The organism is Bowmanella denitrificans, from assembly GCF_039522935.1.
GTDB classification, from domain to species: domain Bacteria; phylum Pseudomonadota; class Gammaproteobacteria; order Enterobacterales; family Alteromonadaceae; genus Bowmanella; species Bowmanella denitrificans.
Genome location: NZ_BAAAEI010000031.1, coordinates 279,648 through 295,115, shown reverse-complemented (window position 1 = coordinate 295,115; position 15,468 = coordinate 279,648). Strand labels below are relative to the sequence as shown.

Annotated in this window: 15 protein-coding genes; 5 read left to right on the top strand and 10 right to left on the bottom strand. The window is 53.5% G+C overall.

Going from position 1 to position 15,468, the window contains the following annotated elements; all coding sequences use genetic code 11:
- Nucleotides 1-5: 5 nt before the first annotated feature.
- The 7 genes from ABD028_RS22585 to argC all read right to left on the bottom strand — a co-directional run bounded on the left by ABD028_RS22585 (nucleotide 6) and on the right by argC (nucleotide 7,783).
- On the bottom strand, nucleotides 6-926 hold the full coding sequence (locus tag ABD028_RS22585) for a pentapeptide repeat-containing protein (protein WP_343847597.1): 921 nt from the start codon (nucleotides 924-926) through the stop codon (nucleotides 6-8).
- A 46-nt stretch (nucleotides 927-972) separates the two neighbouring features.
- On the bottom strand, nucleotides 973-2,283 hold the full coding sequence (gene argA / locus ABD028_RS22580; RefSeq protein ID WP_102794839.1) for an amino-acid N-acetyltransferase: 1,311 nt from the start codon (nucleotides 2,281-2,283) through the stop codon (nucleotides 973-975).
- Between the two features lie 13 nt (nucleotides 2,284-2,296).
- The gene (gene argH / locus ABD028_RS22575; protein WP_343847596.1) at nucleotides 2,297-3,682 is read right to left on the bottom strand and encodes an argininosuccinate lyase; all 1,386 of its coding nucleotides are present in this window, start codon (nucleotides 3,680-3,682) and stop codon (nucleotides 2,297-2,299) included.
- Nucleotides 3,682-4,899: an argininosuccinate synthase gene (locus tag ABD028_RS22570; protein ID WP_343847595.1), complete on the bottom strand. Its 1,218-nt coding sequence runs from the start codon at nucleotides 4,897-4,899 to the stop codon at nucleotides 3,682-3,684. Before ABD028_RS22570 ends, argH begins: the two co-directional genes overlap by 1 nt.
- A 144-nt stretch (nucleotides 4,900-5,043) precedes the next feature.
- Entirely contained in the window at nucleotides 5,044-5,958 is a 915-nt protein-coding gene (locus ABD028_RS22565; RefSeq protein WP_343847594.1) for an ornithine carbamoyltransferase, read from the bottom strand.
- A 32-nt stretch (nucleotides 5,959-5,990) separates the two neighbouring features.
- Nucleotides 5,991-6,761: an acetylglutamate kinase gene (gene argB, locus ABD028_RS22560; protein WP_343847593.1), complete on the bottom strand. Its 771-nt coding sequence runs from the start codon at nucleotides 6,759-6,761 to the stop codon at nucleotides 5,991-5,993.
- The gene (gene argC / locus ABD028_RS22555) at nucleotides 6,758-7,783 is read right to left on the bottom strand and encodes an N-acetyl-gamma-glutamyl-phosphate reductase (protein WP_343847591.1); all 1,026 of its coding nucleotides are present in this window, start codon (nucleotides 7,781-7,783) and stop codon (nucleotides 6,758-6,760) included. The genes argB and argC overlap by 4 nt, the downstream gene beginning before the upstream one ends.
- A 228-nt stretch (nucleotides 7,784-8,011) precedes the next feature.
- Here argC and argE point away from each other — a divergent pair, with 228 nt between their 5' ends.
- The 4 genes from argE (at nucleotide 8,012) to ABD028_RS22535 (ending at nucleotide 10,869) form a co-directional block, all read left to right on the top strand.
- A complete protein-coding gene (gene argE, locus ABD028_RS22550; RefSeq protein WP_102794841.1) occupies nucleotides 8,012-9,160 on the top strand; it encodes an acetylornithine deacetylase in 1,149 nt (382 codons plus the stop codon).
- A gap of 12 nt (nucleotides 9,161-9,172) precedes the next feature.
- Nucleotides 9,173-9,850: a hexitol phosphatase HxpB gene (gene hxpB / locus ABD028_RS22545; protein ID WP_343847589.1), complete on the top strand. Its 678-nt coding sequence runs from the start codon at nucleotides 9,173-9,175 to the stop codon at nucleotides 9,848-9,850.
- 29 nt (nucleotides 9,851-9,879) lie between these two features.
- A complete protein-coding gene (locus ABD028_RS22540; RefSeq protein WP_343847588.1) occupies nucleotides 9,880-10,293 on the top strand; it encodes a methylglyoxal synthase in 414 nt (137 codons plus the stop codon).
- A 102-nt stretch (nucleotides 10,294-10,395) separates the two neighbouring features.
- Entirely contained in the window at nucleotides 10,396-10,869 is a 474-nt protein-coding gene (locus ABD028_RS22535) for a peroxiredoxin (RefSeq protein WP_343847587.1), read from the top strand.
- Nucleotides 10,870-10,920: 51 nt separating this feature from the next.
- Here ABD028_RS22535 and ABD028_RS22530 read toward each other — a convergent pair whose 3' ends face one another.
- Nucleotides 10,921-11,316 (bottom strand): DUF3718 domain-containing protein, encoded by a 396-nt coding sequence (locus ABD028_RS22530; protein WP_343847586.1) that lies wholly within the window; start codon nucleotides 11,314-11,316, stop codon nucleotides 10,921-10,923.
- A gap of 177 nt (nucleotides 11,317-11,493) precedes the next feature.
- Between ABD028_RS22530 and ABD028_RS22525 the strand changes: the two genes are divergently transcribed.
- Complete coding sequence (locus ABD028_RS22525; protein WP_343847585.1) at nucleotides 11,494-12,675, top strand: BaiN/RdsA family NAD(P)/FAD-dependent oxidoreductase; 1,182 nt, start codon at nucleotides 11,494-11,496, stop codon at nucleotides 12,673-12,675.
- Between the two features lie 3 nt (nucleotides 12,676-12,678).
- On the opposite strand, the gene ABD028_RS22520 is transcribed toward ABD028_RS22525, so the two are convergent.
- Entirely contained in the window at nucleotides 12,679-13,155 is a 477-nt protein-coding gene (locus ABD028_RS22520) for a (2Fe-2S)-binding protein (RefSeq protein WP_343847584.1), read from the bottom strand.
- Nucleotides 13,156-13,165: 10 nt separating this feature from the next.
- Nucleotides 13,166-15,418, bottom strand: coding sequence for a xanthine dehydrogenase family protein molybdopterin-binding subunit (locus ABD028_RS22515; protein ID WP_343847583.1), 2,253 nt, complete (start codon nucleotides 15,416-15,418; stop codon nucleotides 13,166-13,168).
- Nucleotides 15,419-15,468 lie beyond the last annotated feature (50 nt).

Sequence of the window (15,468 nt, the reverse complement as noted above, 5' to 3'; positions counted from 1 at the left end):
TTAGCCTAGCGGGTCATCTTCTTAACAAATACCACAACAAACAAAGCCAACGTAAAACTGCCAATAAAGGCTTCAATGGCGGCCAGGGTACGGGTGATGCCAAATGGCGTGACATCACCATAGCCCAGTGTCGTGAACGTCACCACACTCAGATATAAGCTGGTGAAATAGGCGTTTAGGTTGGTGCGCCAGTCCTGCTGCCAGGCGAATGCCATCAGATGCTCACCATTATGTATTCCTAGCATCACAAACAACAGGCTGAAGGTAAAAATCACCAACAGCGAGAACAACATAACCCGTATTGGCTGTTCTCCATAACCACAAAACAGGTCCACTAGTTTGGAAACCAGGCGTTTGGCAGAGTATCTCGGCATCAGCATCCGCCGCACCACCATTTCACGCTGAAAGAAACGCCCGGCATTTTCAAACAGGCCCTGTTCCTCGCAGACCTTGCGCAGATTGCGATAGGTTTCTTCGGCTTGCTGATAGTAGTCCCGCGCAATGTCTTTGCTCTTAGCCTGACGGGCCTGGCGCTCCTGAATAATTTCCATCCCCCAATTCACCTGTTCGATGCGGGCGTGGGATAGTCTGGCACCTAATAAATTGCAATCGCGTAAATCTGCATAGTGCAGATTGGCATGCTGTAAGTCGGCTTTCATCAGCGAGGAGCCGGACAAATCCAGCATAAAACAGTGTGCATTGCGCAGATTGGCGCGATAAAGATCAGCCTGGATTAGTCGAAAACCGGTTTTTGCCCCGGCGTTAACCAAATCCAGGCCTTCAAGGTCAGCCCTGGCCAGCTTAAATCCCTGCATGGTCTGCCCGGTTTTGGCCCTGGCTTCCAGCATTGTTTTAACCTGTGGCGCGCTGGCAAGCTCGCCACTTTTCCACGCCTCATCATTCACAGGCGAAGCTGTATTGGTCATCGTCCAGCCCCCACAATAATCGGTGGCCCGACAACTTACGGGCAGATTAAATCCCCAGCATCAATACCTTGGAGTTTCGCTGGTAATTATATAAGCGTTTTTTACCTTCTGGCAGTTCATCCACCGAGGAAGGCAAAAAGCCCTGTTCCCGGAACCAGTGGCCGGTGACGGTGGTCAGCACGAAAATCCGGCTCAGCCCCAAGTCCTTGGCTTTTTCGATAATGGCGTTCATCATACGTTCGCCGCGGTTGGAGCCGCGATAGTCCGGATGGGTTACCACGCAAGCCAGTTCACCTACCCCTTCATCGGCGTAAGGATAAAGGGCGGCGCAAGCGATAATCATGCCGTCGCGCTCAATAATAGTGAACCTGTCTATTTCGCTTTCCAGTAACTCTCTGGAACGTTTGACCAGCACCCCTTTTTCTTCCAGCGGATTGATCAGCTTCAGAATACCGCCCACATCATCAATGGTAGCCTGACGCAATTGCTCATAGTAATAATGGGATACCAAGGTGCCCACGCCATCACGGGTGAACAATTCCTGCAACAGGGCCCCGTCGCGCTGATAACTGACACAATGACAACGACTGACTCCGGCATCCAAACTGGCAGCAATGGCCGCCAGAATATTGGTGGTGCGGATTTCGTGTGGCCTGTCCATCTGTTTTTGCAAACGGTTACGATCCAGGTTGCGGATCAGGGTGCCGTTTTCATCCAGCAGGCCATCTTCTTCGGTGAACACGATCAGCTTTTCTGCCTTCATATGAATGGCGGCCTGAGTGGCAACATCTTCATGGGACAGATTGAACACCTCACCCGTGGGTGAATAGCCCATGGGTCCAAGCAACACAATCGACCCGTCGTTAAGATGATCGTTAATACCGCTGACATCAATGCGACGAACCAGTCCGGTCAGCTCGTAGTCCACCCCTTCACGTACGCCCATGGGCATGGCCACCACCAGATTGCCTGAACATACCCGGATCTGCGCACCATGCATGGGTGAATTGGCCAGCCCCATGGTCAGTAAGGCTTCCACCTGGGAACGCACCGAGCCGGCCGCATCTTTGACCGACTCAATGGTTTCCTTGTCGGTAATGCGCACATCGTTGTGGAAGCGCAGCGGGCGATTGCGCAGGGCTTCGCGCTGATCAATCTGCGGTCTGGCCCCGTGTACCAGCACCAACCTCACGCCCAGGCTGTTCAGCAGGGCAATATCGTTGATGATATTGGCAAAATTAGGGTTTTCCACCGCTTCGCCGCCAAACATCAGCACAAAGGTTTTACCCCGGTGCGAATTGATGTAAGGCGCCGATTGACGGAACAGTTTTACATTGTCGGATTCAGCTAGCACCACCAGATAGTCTCCCTTAATCGCGCGCCTTGGCAAGCTCGGCCAGTTCCCTGTCCAAGGCTGCAAACACAGGCCCTTTACCGGTTCCACCAAGAATATTGCGCTTATCCACCAGATAGTCCAGTTGCAGCACGGGGTATACATCGTCACCAATAAGCTTCGAATGCTGCTGCAATTCTGCCAGGCTCAGTTCTTCAATGGCTTTACCCTGGGCCAGGGCGGCCAGCACCACCTGACCAGAAATATCATGCGCAGTACGAAACGGAACCCCTTTGCCCACCAGATAATCCGCCAGTTCAGTTGCATTAGCATAGCCTTCCCGGGCCGCCTGAGCACAACGCTCGGTGTTCAGTTCAACGCTGTCTACCACTTCGCAGGCAATCATCAGACAGATATGCCATTGATTTACCGCGTCAAATGCCCCCTCTTTATCTTCCTGCATATCCTTATTGTAGGCCAGTGGCAGGCCTTTCATGGTGACCAGCAACGCCTGCAGACTACCAAATACCCGACCACATTTGCCGCGTATCAGCTCCAGCGCATCCGGGTTTTTCTTTTGTGGCATGAGTGAAGAACCAGAAGTGACATTGTCACCCAGGCGCAAAAAGCTGGCTTCGCCGGAATTGAAGAAGATCATATCCTCAGCCATTCGCGACAGGTGCATCATGCTGGTACTGGCGCAAAATAGCAGTTCCAGCACATAGTCACGATCAGACACCGCATCCAGGCTATTGTGGCAGGGGCTGTCAAAACCCAGTTGCTCGGCAATATCCTGGCGGTCGATGGCATACACTGTACCCGCCAGCGCCCCACTGCCCAACGGGCATTGGTTCATACGCGCCAGCAAATCTGCCATGCGGCTGATATCACGCTTAAACATTTCCACATAGGCCAGGCACCAGTGCGGATAGCGCACCGGCTGCGCGCGCTGTAAATGGGTGTAGCCGGGCAAAATCACCTGTTTATGGCGTTCGGCCGATTTGACCAGCGCGGCTTTCAGTTGCAGCAGATCCTGCTGCAACTGTTGGCAGTGTTCACGCACCCATAAACGAAAATCTGTCGCAACCTGATCATTACGGCTGCGGCCGGTATGCAATTTACGGCCAATGTCACCCAGCTCTTCAGTTAGCGCGGCTTCAACAAAACTGTGAATGTCTTCCTCGCTGCTGGCGGCAAAATCCAGTTCACCGGCCTCGGCTTTAGCCAGCAGGCCGTTTAAAGCCTGCTCCAATTGCTGCTGCTCGCTCGTGGTTAACACCCCGGCTTTGGCGATAGCCCGCGACCAGACGATAGAGCCACGAATATCCTGGCTGGCCAGCTGTTGATCGAAGGGCAGGGAGTCATTCACCTGCCGGAACATATCACTGCTTCCGCCCTGGAAGCGTCCGCCCCACAAAGCCATCAGGCTTGGCCCTTGTCTTTCAGCGCCTTAATCCGGCTGGCCAGGCTGTACAAACGAATAAAGCCTTCGGCGTGACTCTGGTCATACACATCATCCGCACCAAAAGTGGCAAAATCTTCGGAATATAAAGAGTTAGGTGAACGACGCTGCACGACAGTGGCCTGCCCCTTGTAGAGCTTCACCACCACATCACCGGTAATCTGCGCGGCAAAAGCCTGTGCGCCGGCCAGAATAGAATCCTTAAGCGGTGTAAACCAGCGACCGTCATATACCAGGTGAGAAAATTCCAGGCCCAGCTGTTCACGGAATTTCAGCGCGCTCTTGTCCAGCACCAGATGCTCCAGAGCCTTATAGGCGGCCATCAGAATCGTGCCTCCCGGCGTTTCATAGCAGCCTCGGGACTTCATGCCCACCAGACGGTTTTCGACGATATCCAGACGCCCTACACCATGGGCAGCACCCAACTGGTTTAGCTTGATAAGTGCCTGATAAGGGCTGAGCTTGTCATTGTTGACAGCAACCAGACGGCCCTGTTCAAAGCTAAGTTGCACACGCTCGGCCTGATTAGGTGCATCTTCCGGATCCACTGTCATGGTCCAGACCTGCTTGGTTGGTTCACACCAGGGATTTTCCAGCTCACCACCTTCGTGGCTGATATGCCAGGCATTGGCATCGCGGCTGTAAATTTTGGTTGCGGATGCGCTGGTTGGCACATTGCGCTCAGCCAGATAGGCAAGCAGATCTTCACGGGAATGCATATCCCATTCGCGCCAGGGTGCAATCACTTTCAATTGCGGCGCCAGTGCGGCGAACGCGCCTTCAAAGCGCACCTGATCATTACCCTTGCCGGTACAACCATGGCACAGCGCATCGGCACCGACCTTCAGCGCCACTTCCACCTGAGCCTTGGCGATGATGGGGCGGGCCATAGACGTGCCCAGCAGGTACTGACCTTCGTAAACCGCACCGGTCATCACAGTGGGGTAGATGTAGTCGGCAACAAAGCCTTCTTTCAAATCAACAATATGGCATTCGCTGGCACCACTGCGCAGGGCCTTTTGCTCAAGGCCTTCCAGCTCTTCATCCCCCTGCCCTACATCGGCAGCAAAGGCCACGACCTCACAGTCATAGTTTTCTTTCAGCCAAGGAATGATGGCGGAGGTGTCCAGACCGCCAGAATAGGCCAATACCACTTTGTTCACTTGAGACTTTGACATTCTGTTTTTCCTTTAATTTTAGCCACCGCCCAGACCCGGATTGATGCCCTTATTCTGGGACGGAAAATAAAAAGTGCGATGATGATTTTCCTGCCCTATTCAATATCTTTTCAGATATCGAATATACGCATTCACTGCAGCAAATTAATGTGCAGTCAGCAGGCTGATTAAAATCGCATTCTGGGCGTGCATTCTGTTTTCTGCTTGCTGAAGCAAAAGTGAACACTCGCCATCAATAAGTTCACTGGTAATTTCCAACTCCCGATGGGCAGGCTGGCAATGCATGGCGTAATCCGCCCCACACTTGTCCATCAGTTGCCGATTTAACTGGAACGGCTGGAACTTATCTTTAATCTCAGCCAGCGGCGTGGTGTCGCCCATGGACAACCAGGTGTCGGTATACAGGAACTGACAACCTCTGGCGGCATCCAAATCAGTGCTGGCAACAATCTTAGCGCCGCTTTGCTGCGCCAGACTATGCGCCTGGTCGAGAATTTGCCCTTTCACCTCGTGGCCCTTTGGCGTAATCACGCGGATATCCGCCCCCAGTATGGCCCCCATCAGCAACAATGAATTACTGACATTATTGCCATCACCAATATAGGCCAGGCGACACTGACTGACATCCCCCAGCACCTCTTGCACGGTCAGAAAATCTGCCAGCGCCTGGCAGGGGTGATACAAGTCACACAGCGCATTAATGACCGGCACCTTGGCCGTTTCAGCCATTTGCACCAGGGTGTTATGGCTGTATACCCGGGCCACAATCGCGTCGGCCCAGCAGGCCAGATTGGCCCCCATATCGCGGGCATCCTCACGCCCGGCCAATTTACCGGCCTGACTGTCCAGGTACACCATATGGCCACCCAGTTTATTAATACCTATGTCAAAACTGACCCGGGTTCGCAACGAAGGTTTTTCAAACAGCGCCGCAACCGCTTTGCCATCCAGTGCCTTGCGATAGTCGGCTGGATTTTGCTTAGTCTGTTGAGCCAGCTTCAGCAGGCTCAGTAGTTCTGCTTTGCTCCAATCAGCAAAAGTCAGCAGATCCTTTTTCATAGGTACGTCCCCAGTTTCCCCGGATTGGGTGTTCAGTCAGGATAAATACGCGTGCCGGCCGACTGATTGTCGGCCAGCCGCAACAAAGATTCAGGTTGTTTCCAACTGGCGATGGTTACCGGCAGACCAATGTCCTTGGCGGCGGCCAGTGCCGCTTCCACTTTGACCGTCATACCGTCGCGGATAACGCCAGCGTCAATCAGCTCGCGGATTTGTGCGGCGCTAAGTTCACTCAGCAGTTGTTTATCGGCATCCAGCACCCCGGCCACATCAGACAACAGCAGCAATTCAGCATGTAGCAATTGCGCCATCACAGTGGCGGCCTGGTCGGCGTTAACGTTTAACAGTTGCCCGCTCTGATCGGCGCCAATGGAGCTGATTACCGGCAGGAAGTCCTGACTCAGCAATAACTTCAGTAACGTGGCATTGCCCGGCGTCACCGACCCCACCGCACCATATTTGGCATCCATGGGTTGGCAATTGACCATGGCACCGTCGGTCAGAGCCAGGCCCACCGGATTCAGTCCACAGGCAATGGCCTGGGCCACCAGTTGCTTATTGGCGGTGCCCGCCAGTGCCCCGACGATATAAGGCATCTGTTCAGGAGTAGTGACCCGCAAACCGTCAATTTTGACGGTTTTCAGATTCAGTGCCTGCATCCACTCTTCAACAATCGGCCCGCCGCCATGCACCAGCAGTACCGGACGACTTTTTTGTAACTGCGCCAGCACATCCAGTAACGCCTTGGCGGCCTTGGCATCCCCAATAAAGGCACCGCCGACTTTAACAATTAATGGCTTCATAGGGCCTTCTCCGCCAGACCGGCTTCGGGTGCAAAGCCAAAACGGATATTGGCGCATTGCAGCGCCTGCGCTGCGGCACCTTTGAGCAAGTTGTCGATGGCACTGGTCACCACTAAATGGCCAGACGCTTCATCCAGTTTCCAGTGCAGATCGCAATAACAGGTGCCGGCCACTTCATCGATTTTTGGCCAGGCACTGCGTATCCGCACCATAGGATTGCCCTGATAGGCAGATTGATAGGCTTCGTCAACCTGGCTGGCAGTAACACCGGCTTTTACTTTGACCGTGACGGTGGCCAGAATGCCACGCTTAAAATTACCCAGGTGCGGGGTAAAGATCACCTGACGCCCCAGTTCGGCGGAAATTTCAGGTTGATGGCGGTGCCCAAGCACACCATAGGCTTGCAGGCTGACCTCACAAAAACTGCTGTTTAAGGCGGCCTTGCGCCCTGCGCCACTGACGCCGGATACCGCATTAATCACCGGCCATTGTTGTTCATCCAGCAGCCCGGCTACCTGCAAAGGCTTTAACGCTGTCAGTGACGCGGTGGGATAACAACCCGGAACGGCCACCAGCCTGGCCTTGGCAATCTTGTCTGCATGCCAGTCCGCCAGACCATATACCGCTTCCTGCAACAATTGCGGTTGTTCATGGGCAAAACCGTAAAAACGGGCAAAGATATCTTTGTCTTTCAGGCGAAATGCACCGGACAAGTCCATAACCACCGCTTTTCCTGCACTCAGGGTGGCCGCCCATTCGTGACTGGCTTCATGGGGTGTGGCCAGAAACACCAGATCATAATTCTGCGCCAGCTCGCTCAGCTTGTCTTCAGACAAGGGCTGCAGCGGCATGTCCAGCAAGCCGCTAAAACGCCCGTAGAGCGCACTCAGATTTTTACCCGCATCCTGACTGCCCTGGGAAACAAACAATGCAGCAAGTTCAAATCCCGGATGTTTCGCCACTAAGGCGGCCAGCTCGGCTCCGGTGTAACCACTGGCTCCAACAATACAAGTTTTAATCATGATCAGAATTTTCAGTGTGTTAAAGACAACAAGTGTAGCAAAACCAAATGACAAGCCCGCGAAAGCGGGACAAAGGCTAATGTCGTCGCCGGGCGAGAATTAAGAAAGAAGGCTGCAAATTCTGCTGCATTTAGGGTTCTGGATGCACTAAAGTATGAATTGTGAGATACTTTGCCACCAAACACATATTTATTCAACAATTGTGCATATTTATTTTGTGAATTTATTATGAAAATGCCGCCATTTCTGGACGCTTACAAACAAATCATCGCACATCCGACCATCAGTGCATTCGATGAAAAAATCGACCAAAGCAATTTGCCTTTGTTGCAGATGCTGGGGGCCTGGCTGGAGGATTTCGGCTTCCACATAAGTATTCAACCAGTACCGGACGCCAGGCATAAATTCAATCTGCTGGCCAGAATCGGCAGTGGCGAAGGCGGCTTACTGCTGGCCGGGCACTCAGATACTGTGCCTTATGATGAAGGCCGCTGGCAGTTTGATCCCTTTAAACTGACCGAAAAAGACAACAAACTCTATGGCCTGGGCACCTGTGATATGAAAGGCTTTTTTGCCTTTATTCTGGAGGCCCTGCGCGAGATTCCGCTAAATAAATTAACCAAGCCGTTGTACATTCTGGCTACCGCCGATGAAGAAACCTCCATGGCCGGAGCACGTTTTTTCGCCCAGCAGCAACTGATCAAACCGGATATGGCCATTATCGGTGAACCCACCGGCCTTAAACCTATCTGCAAGCACAAGGGCCATATGGCCCATACCCTGGACATCACGGGCAAGGCAGGTCATTCCAGCGATCCGGATAAAGGGGTTAATGCCATAGAGATCATGTATCAGGCCGTGGGTGAACTGATGAAACTGCGTGACCAACTGGCCGCGCAGTATGTGGATCCGGCCTTCAGCGTGGCCAAAACCACCATGAATCTGGGGCATATTCATGGTGGTGACGGCGAAAACCGGATTTGTGGCCACTGCCGCCTGAATTTTGATTTGCGCGCGGTGCCCGGCCTGAGCGATGCCGAAGCTATCAGCCGCATTGATCAGGCCCTGGCACCGATTATGACCGCTTATCCGGGCAGAATCAGCCGGGCATTGATGTACGACACGGTGCCGTCTTTTGCCAGCCGTCACGAAACCTCGCTGCTTGACCTGGCCGAACAATTTACCGGCTTTAAAGCCAGCAGCGCCAACTACTGCACCGAAGCGCCCTTTATCAGTTCATTGGGCTGCGACACCCTGGTACTGGGGCCAGGCAGCATTGACCAGGCCCATCAACCGGATGAATTTATTGCCCTGGATTATGTGAATCCGACCATTAATTTATTGCGCCATCTGATTGGCCAAGTCTGTTTGAAATAACGGAGAGACGTTTTGCAGTTACAAGCAGTGATTTTTGATATGGACGGCCTGCTAATCGATTCTGAGCCTTTGTGGCGTCAGGCCGAGCAGGAAGTGTTTGCCACGGTGGGAATACGCCTGACCGAGTCCATGTGTTTTCAGACTACCGGCCTGAGTACCGAAGAAGTCGTGCAATATTGGTATAACGAATTCAAGCTGGACAGGCAGGATGTCAGTGATGTGGCGCGGCGCCTGGAAGACAGGGTAATCGAGTTAGTAGAGCGTAAAGGCCAGGCACTGCCCGGTGTTTATACTTTATTGGCACGTTGTAAGGCGCTGGGATTAACCCTGGCGGTGGCGTCAGGTTCAGTGAGCCGCCTGATAGAGGCGGTATTGGATAAATTGCAACTACGCGACTATATCAGCCTGTATCATTCCGCAGAGCACGAAGTGGCAGGCAAGCCCAACCCGGCCGTGTATCTGACTACCCTAAACAAGCTGGCCCTGAATGCTTCGCAATGCATGGCCTTTGAAGATTCGGCCCGCGGCGCGCAGGCCGCTAAAGCTGCGGGGTTGTATACCGTGGCGGTCCCTGAAGCAGGCCACAAAGACCCGCAGAAATTCACCATGGCCGATGTGTTGCTGGATTCACTGGAACAGGCACTGGAACTGTCTCAGTTTCAATGGCTTAATAATCAGAAAACGGCCTGATAATAATCCACTTTTGGCAGGAACAAGCTATGCAGAAAACCCTGGCGCTGGTCGCCCATGATCATAAAAAGCCTGACCTTATCGAATGGGCACAAAAGCACCGCGATATTCTGGCCAGGCATAACCTGGTCGCCACCGGCACCACCGGGGGGCTGTTGTCTGATGCGCTGGGACTGCCGGTACACAGGTTTAAAAGTGGTCCATTAGGCGGTGACCAGCAAATCGGTGCATTAATTGCCGAAGGCACCCTGGATGCGCTGTTTTTCTTTTGGGACCCGCTTAACCCGGCGCCCCACGACCCGGATGTTAAAGCCCTGCTCAGGCTATGCAGCGTCTGGAATTTGCCGGTGGCTTGTAATGAAGCCACCGCAGATTTAATGATCAGTTCGCCGCTGTTTGAAGATGCCAACCATCAGCGCAAGCTGCCTAATTACGAGAAGTAGAAGAGTTATAAGAATGCCGTATAGCTAGCAGATATCTTATTAGATGATCTTAGCGGTAAGTTGATAAATACTGTGAGTGTAATAATCAACCAAGGACCAATTATGATTCAAGTGGGCCAATCCTTGCCCCAGGCAGTACTCAGCCTGCGTAAGAACGGCGAAACCAAGCAGCTCAGTACCCATGAACTATTTAAGGGCAAGAAAGTTGTACTGTTTGCCGTCCCGGGTGCCTTTACGCCAACCTGCTCCAACTCTCACCTGCCGGGCTATATCACCCTGGCCGATAACCTTAAAGCCAAAGGTGTGGACAGCATTATCTGCGTGTCTGTCAATGACGCCTTTGTGATGGAAGCCTGGGGTAACAGCCAGAACGCCGAAGAGTTGTTAATGCTGGGTGACGGCGATGCCAGCTTTACCATCGCTCTGGGCATGGACAAAGACACCGGCGTTTTTGGTGGGGTGCGTTCAATGCGCTATTCCATGCTGATTAATGACGCAGTGGTGGAAAAGCTCAACTTGGAAGTAGCCGGCATGTTTGAAGTCAGTGACGCCCAGACCATGCTGGACCAGCTGTAACAAACAAAAGAGGCGCCGTCAGGCGCCTTCTGTGGAACTTTTGCCTATTTATTAGTTGGCGTTCAGCCTGTCCACCAGGGCAACCCCTGTGGCGGTTTTTAAATGGCCATTGGCTTCAGCCCATTGTTCAATGGTCTGGCCGTCTTTTTCCGGCTTGCTTAAATCTCCCCTGGACATGGATTTGACCATATACTCGCCAGCATCATCGGCATTGTTCATCATGGCATAGCGGATCAGGCTCTGATTTTCACAACTGATACCGTCGTAGTAATCCCCCAGCTTAAGATTGTAATCGTCCCTGACTTTTTTCATTTTTTTACGCAGTTCGGATTTGTCGTTGTTTTTGACAATGGTACAGATGTTCTGCAAGTCGGCGTTTAAGTCCGCCCAACCTGGCATGGCAATGCCCAGTGCCAATACTGCTGTAGCAACGATTCTCTTTTGCATAGTTTGTTTCCCGTAAGTGATGGTATGCAAGAAAGAGATTAGCGACAGTTACAAAATCTGCCAGAAAAATAGGTGCTAAAAGTAAAAATATTTCACGCGCATGCGATAGGCAGATTCGCTATACTCGCGCGATCTTTGTCTGCCCTGTGGCCGGGCTGAATTAGCGGGAGGATTCGCTTGCTGAAGCTGGATGTTATCGTAATTGGTGCCGGTGCCGCCGGGCTGTTTTGTGCCGCACAAGCAGGTCAACGTGGCCGCTCGGTGCTGGTGCTGGACCACGCCAAACGCATCGGTGGTAAAATCCTGATGTCAGGTGGTGGACGCTGTAACTTCACCAATATGTACGCCAGTGCAGAAAATTATCTGTCTGCCAATCCGCATTTTTGTAAGTCCGCCCTGAGCCGTTATACCCAGTGGGACTTTATCGCGTTAGTCGCCGACTATGGTATTACCTACCACGAGAAAACCCTGGGCCAGCTGTTCTGCGACGATTCGGCCAAAGACATTCTGAATCTGCTGCTGCGTGAATGTGATAAAGCCAAGGTACAACTGCGCCATCCGGTCGAGATTCAGCACATAGAAAAAACCGCTGACGGCTTCACATTGCAAACCAGTCAGGGCCTGTTCGGTTGTGAATCGCTGGTGATAGCCACCGGCGGCCTGTCTATTCCCAAGTTGGGCGCCAGTCCCTTCGGTTATAAAGTGGCGGAACAATTCGGCTTAACAGTGCTGCCGACCCGCGCCGGTCTGGTGCCCTTTACTTTGCATGAGCAGGACAAACAGGTGCTGGCAGAGCTTAGCGGTGTTGCCCTGGATGCCAGCGCAGCGGTGGACGATACCAGTTTCAGGGAAAATATTTTGTTTACCCATCGCGGCCTATCCGGCCCGGCGGTGCTGCAAATATCCAGCTTCTGGCAGCCTGGTCAGACGGTCCATTTTAATCTGTCACCACAACATAACCTGCTTGACTGGCTGCAGGCCGAACAGAGCAGTCATCCGGATGCACAGTTGAGTACCGCGCTGAGTAAGCTTTACCCCAAACGCTTTGTACAAATTGCCCTTGAGTATTTTGCCCTGACCAATAAGCCCCTGAAACAATACCAGGGTAAACAGCTTGAACAAGTGGCCAGCGCTTTTACCGACTGGGCGCTGAAACCCAATGGCACCGAAGGCTATCGCACCGCCGAAGTGACCCTCGGCGGCGTCGACACCCATCAGTTGTCATCCAAAACCATGCAGGCCAACAACGTGCCCGGCCTGTATTTTATTGGCGAAGTGATGGACGTCACCGGCTGGCTGGGCGGCTATAACTTCCAGTGGGCCTGGAGCAGTGGCTGGGTGGCCGGCCAGGTGGTGTAGTCGCTAACTCACCTCTTTAGCCAATTTATCCGCTGTCAGGGCGATGGCTTTGCGAATCCGTACGTAAGTGCCGCAGCGGCAGATATTGGTCATGGCCTGTTCTATTTGCGCTTCGCTGGGATTGGGATGCTGCTTAAACATAGCGGCGGCGGCCATAATCTGTCCGGCCTGACAATAGCCGCATTGAGGCACATCTATCTCCATCCAGGCTTCCTGCACCGGGTGTAACTTATCTTCAGAGGGTGCCAGGCCTTCAATGGTGAGGATATCTGCGCCCTGAGCCTGTCCCAGGGTGATAGAGCAGGAGCGCATGGCCATGCCGTTATAATGCACGGTACAGGCTCCGCACTGGCCGATGCCGCAGCCAAACTTGGTGCCTTTCAGGCCCTGCTGTTCACGAAGATACCAGAGTAGCGGCATGTCCTTGTCACGTTCGGCAACCTCAACGGTCTGCTGATTAAGGGTAAATTGTATCGTCATTATCTGGTCCTTAAATACGAATGGCATCAGCGATGGGCAAACGGCGGATCCGCTGGCCCGAAGCGGCAAAAATGGCATTGGCCAGCGCGGCGGCGGCCGGACCAATGGGTGGTTCGCCAACCCCGGTTGGCATGGCCTGGCTTTGAATAATGCTGACCTGCACATCTGGCGGGGCCTCAGATAAGCGCATAAAGTGGATTTGGTGGAAATTTTTTGTCACCACCTCACCGCCCTGCACATCCGCCTTATTAAACAGTGCGGCATTTAAACCGTCGATAAATCCGCCCTGCATCTGATTTTCAATATGGTTGGGATTAACCGCCAGACCGCAGTCAATGGCGCCCCAGGCCTGACGGATATGCAGACGGTTTTCAGCGCTGAGGGCCACTTCCAGTACAAAAGCCGCATAACTGCCAAAAGTGAAGTGCCCCGCGATACCCAGGCCGATTCCTTTTTGCCGCGGGCGTTGCCAGTCGGCCATCTCTGCCGCCTTTTCATAGCACTTGGCCATGCGCCCCGAATCAATAAGCTCTCCACCAAAGCCTTCGTGTGGGTAGGCCTTATGCGGTTGCATCAGCTTTAGCCGAAATGCCAGCGGGTCCTGCTTAGCCTGATGGGCAAGCTCGTCCAGCATCGACTCGGCGGCAAAGGCCCATTGCAGATGCCCGGGCGAGCGCCAGGCACCGGTGGCAATTTGCGAAAGATAATCAAGGTGCTCAGACAGATAATTGGGCACCAGCTTGAAAGGGAAACAGCGGTCTCTGGCCCCGCCGCGGGTTTGGGCCTGGCGATGGTGCCAGGCGATAACTTTATTGCTTTTGTCCATACCGGCACGCACCCGCATTACCATGGCCGGGGCGAAGCAGTCCTGCTCAAGTTCATCTTCGCGCTGCCAGGTGACTTTAACGGGCTTACCCACCTGCTGTGACAGATACACCGCTTCGAGCACATAATCCACCTCCCAGCGCCGCCCGAAACCGCCGCCCATACGGTGGCTAATCACCTCAATATTGAGAGGAGGCAGACCGGTGGCTTTGGCCACATCATTTACCACCTTATCGGGAAACTGATGCCCCACCACAATAGTGGCGCTGTCGCTGCGCACATCAGCAATACAGTTAAATGGCTCCATACATAAATGTGCAAATAGCGGTACTTCATAGGTGGCATCCAATACCGTGGCAGCACCTTCAAGAGCGGTTTTGGCATCCCCTTCCGCCAGTCTGACCTTATGACTGATCCCGGATTGTCCGGCATAGTCGGCATCACTGACCAGCCGGTGAAACTCGGCCAGTTGCGCCTCAGAATCTTGTGATTTACCCTCGGCACCAGCCTGCCATCTGGCCCGTAATGCTTGTTTGCCTTGCATTGCCGCCCATAAGCTGTCAGCAATCACCGCCACGCCCGGTGCCATCAATTGCTTGGTGGTACCGTTATAGCTGGCTTCGGTTCGACGCGGCACATTTACCAGTTGCCGCACGCCCGCAACCTGCTTTGCCGCCTTCGCTTCCTGACTCAGCAACTGACCGTCAATAAACGGACTGCGGGCAATCACCGCATGCAGCATGCCTGGGTATTCGGCATCCATCCCAAACAAGGGCTTGCCGGTAACAATCTGGCGAATATCCACTGTGGTTCTGGCCGTGCCGATAATACCAAAGGCATCGTTATGTTTGAGTTGCACCGCTTGCGGCTTGACCTGGCGGGCAGCGGCCTGTTCAGCCAGTTCACCATAACTGAACTGTCGCTGGCCATCCGGGTGATATACATAACTGTTGGCGGTGCGCAGGTCATCAGCGCTGACCTGCCAGCGCGCCGCAGCTTCTTCCACCAGCATACGCCTGACAGTAGCACCGGCCTGGCGCATATAATCCCAGTTGCGCCGCAGCGCATGACTGCCGCCGGTACTCATATCCGAATAGGCATATTCTGCTTGCCCGTCGGCATTCAGTTTAAAGTAAGCCGGGCAACTGTCGGCAAATTCGATTAACGACCAGTCCAGGTCCATTTCTTCGGCCAACAGCATGGGACCAGCGGTTTTCATATGCTGGCCCATATCCATCACCGGCGATGCCATCAGCACTGAATTATCAGGGCGAATGCTGACATACACGCACCATTGGCTGGCCGCACCTGGGCTTTGGTTAGCCTGCGCTTTGCCCGGCAAATTAAGGGTCAGCAACATTGCGCCGCCGTAAGCACTGGTTTTCAGGAATTGGCGGCGGGTCAGGCCCGGCCCGGCCCCCTTGGTATGCATTGACATAGTTGGCTCCCTGTTATTATTTCGTTAACAGAAATAACAGCAGAGCCAAA

Bases quoted from the DNA above. Each gene is read 5' to 3' on its own strand.
- ABD028_RS22585 (WP_343847597.1), bottom strand. From the start codon at position 926: ATGACCAATACAGCTTCGCCTGTGAATGATGAGGCGTGGAAAAGTGGC.
- argH (WP_343847596.1), bottom strand. From the start codon at position 3,682: ATGGCTTTGTGGGGCGGACGCTTCCAGGGCGGAAGCAGTGATATGTTC.
- ABD028_RS22570 (WP_343847595.1), bottom strand. From the start codon at position 4,899: ATGTCAAAGTCTCAAGTGAACAAAGTGGTATTGGCCTATTCTGGCGGT.
- ABD028_RS22565 (WP_343847594.1), bottom strand. From the start codon at position 5,958: ATGAAAAAGGATCTGCTGACTTTTGCTGATTGGAGCAAAGCAGAACTA.
- argB (WP_343847593.1), bottom strand. From the start codon at position 6,761: ATGAAGCCATTAATTGTTAAAGTCGGCGGTGCCTTTATTGGGGATGCC.
- argC (WP_343847591.1), bottom strand. From the start codon at position 7,783: ATGATTAAAACTTGTATTGTTGGAGCCAGTGGTTACACCGGAGCCGAG.
- argE (WP_102794841.1), top strand. From the start codon at position 8,012: ATGAAAATGCCGCCATTTCTGGACGCTTACAAACAAATCATCGCACAT.
- ABD028_RS22540 (WP_343847588.1), top strand. From the start codon at position 9,880: ATGCAGAAAACCCTGGCGCTGGTCGCCCATGATCATAAAAAGCCTGAC.
- ABD028_RS22535 (WP_343847587.1), top strand. From the start codon at position 10,396: ATGATTCAAGTGGGCCAATCCTTGCCCCAGGCAGTACTCAGCCTGCGT.
- ABD028_RS22530 (WP_343847586.1), bottom strand. From the start codon at position 11,316: ATGCAAAAGAGAATCGTTGCTACAGCAGTATTGGCACTGGGCATTGCC.
- ABD028_RS22520 (WP_343847584.1), bottom strand. From the start codon at position 13,155: ATGACGATACAATTTACCCTTAATCAGCAGACCGTTGAGGTTGCCGAA.
- ABD028_RS22515 (WP_343847583.1), bottom strand. From the start codon at position 15,418: ATGTCAATGCATACCAAGGGGGCCGGGCCGGGCCTGACCCGCCGCCAA.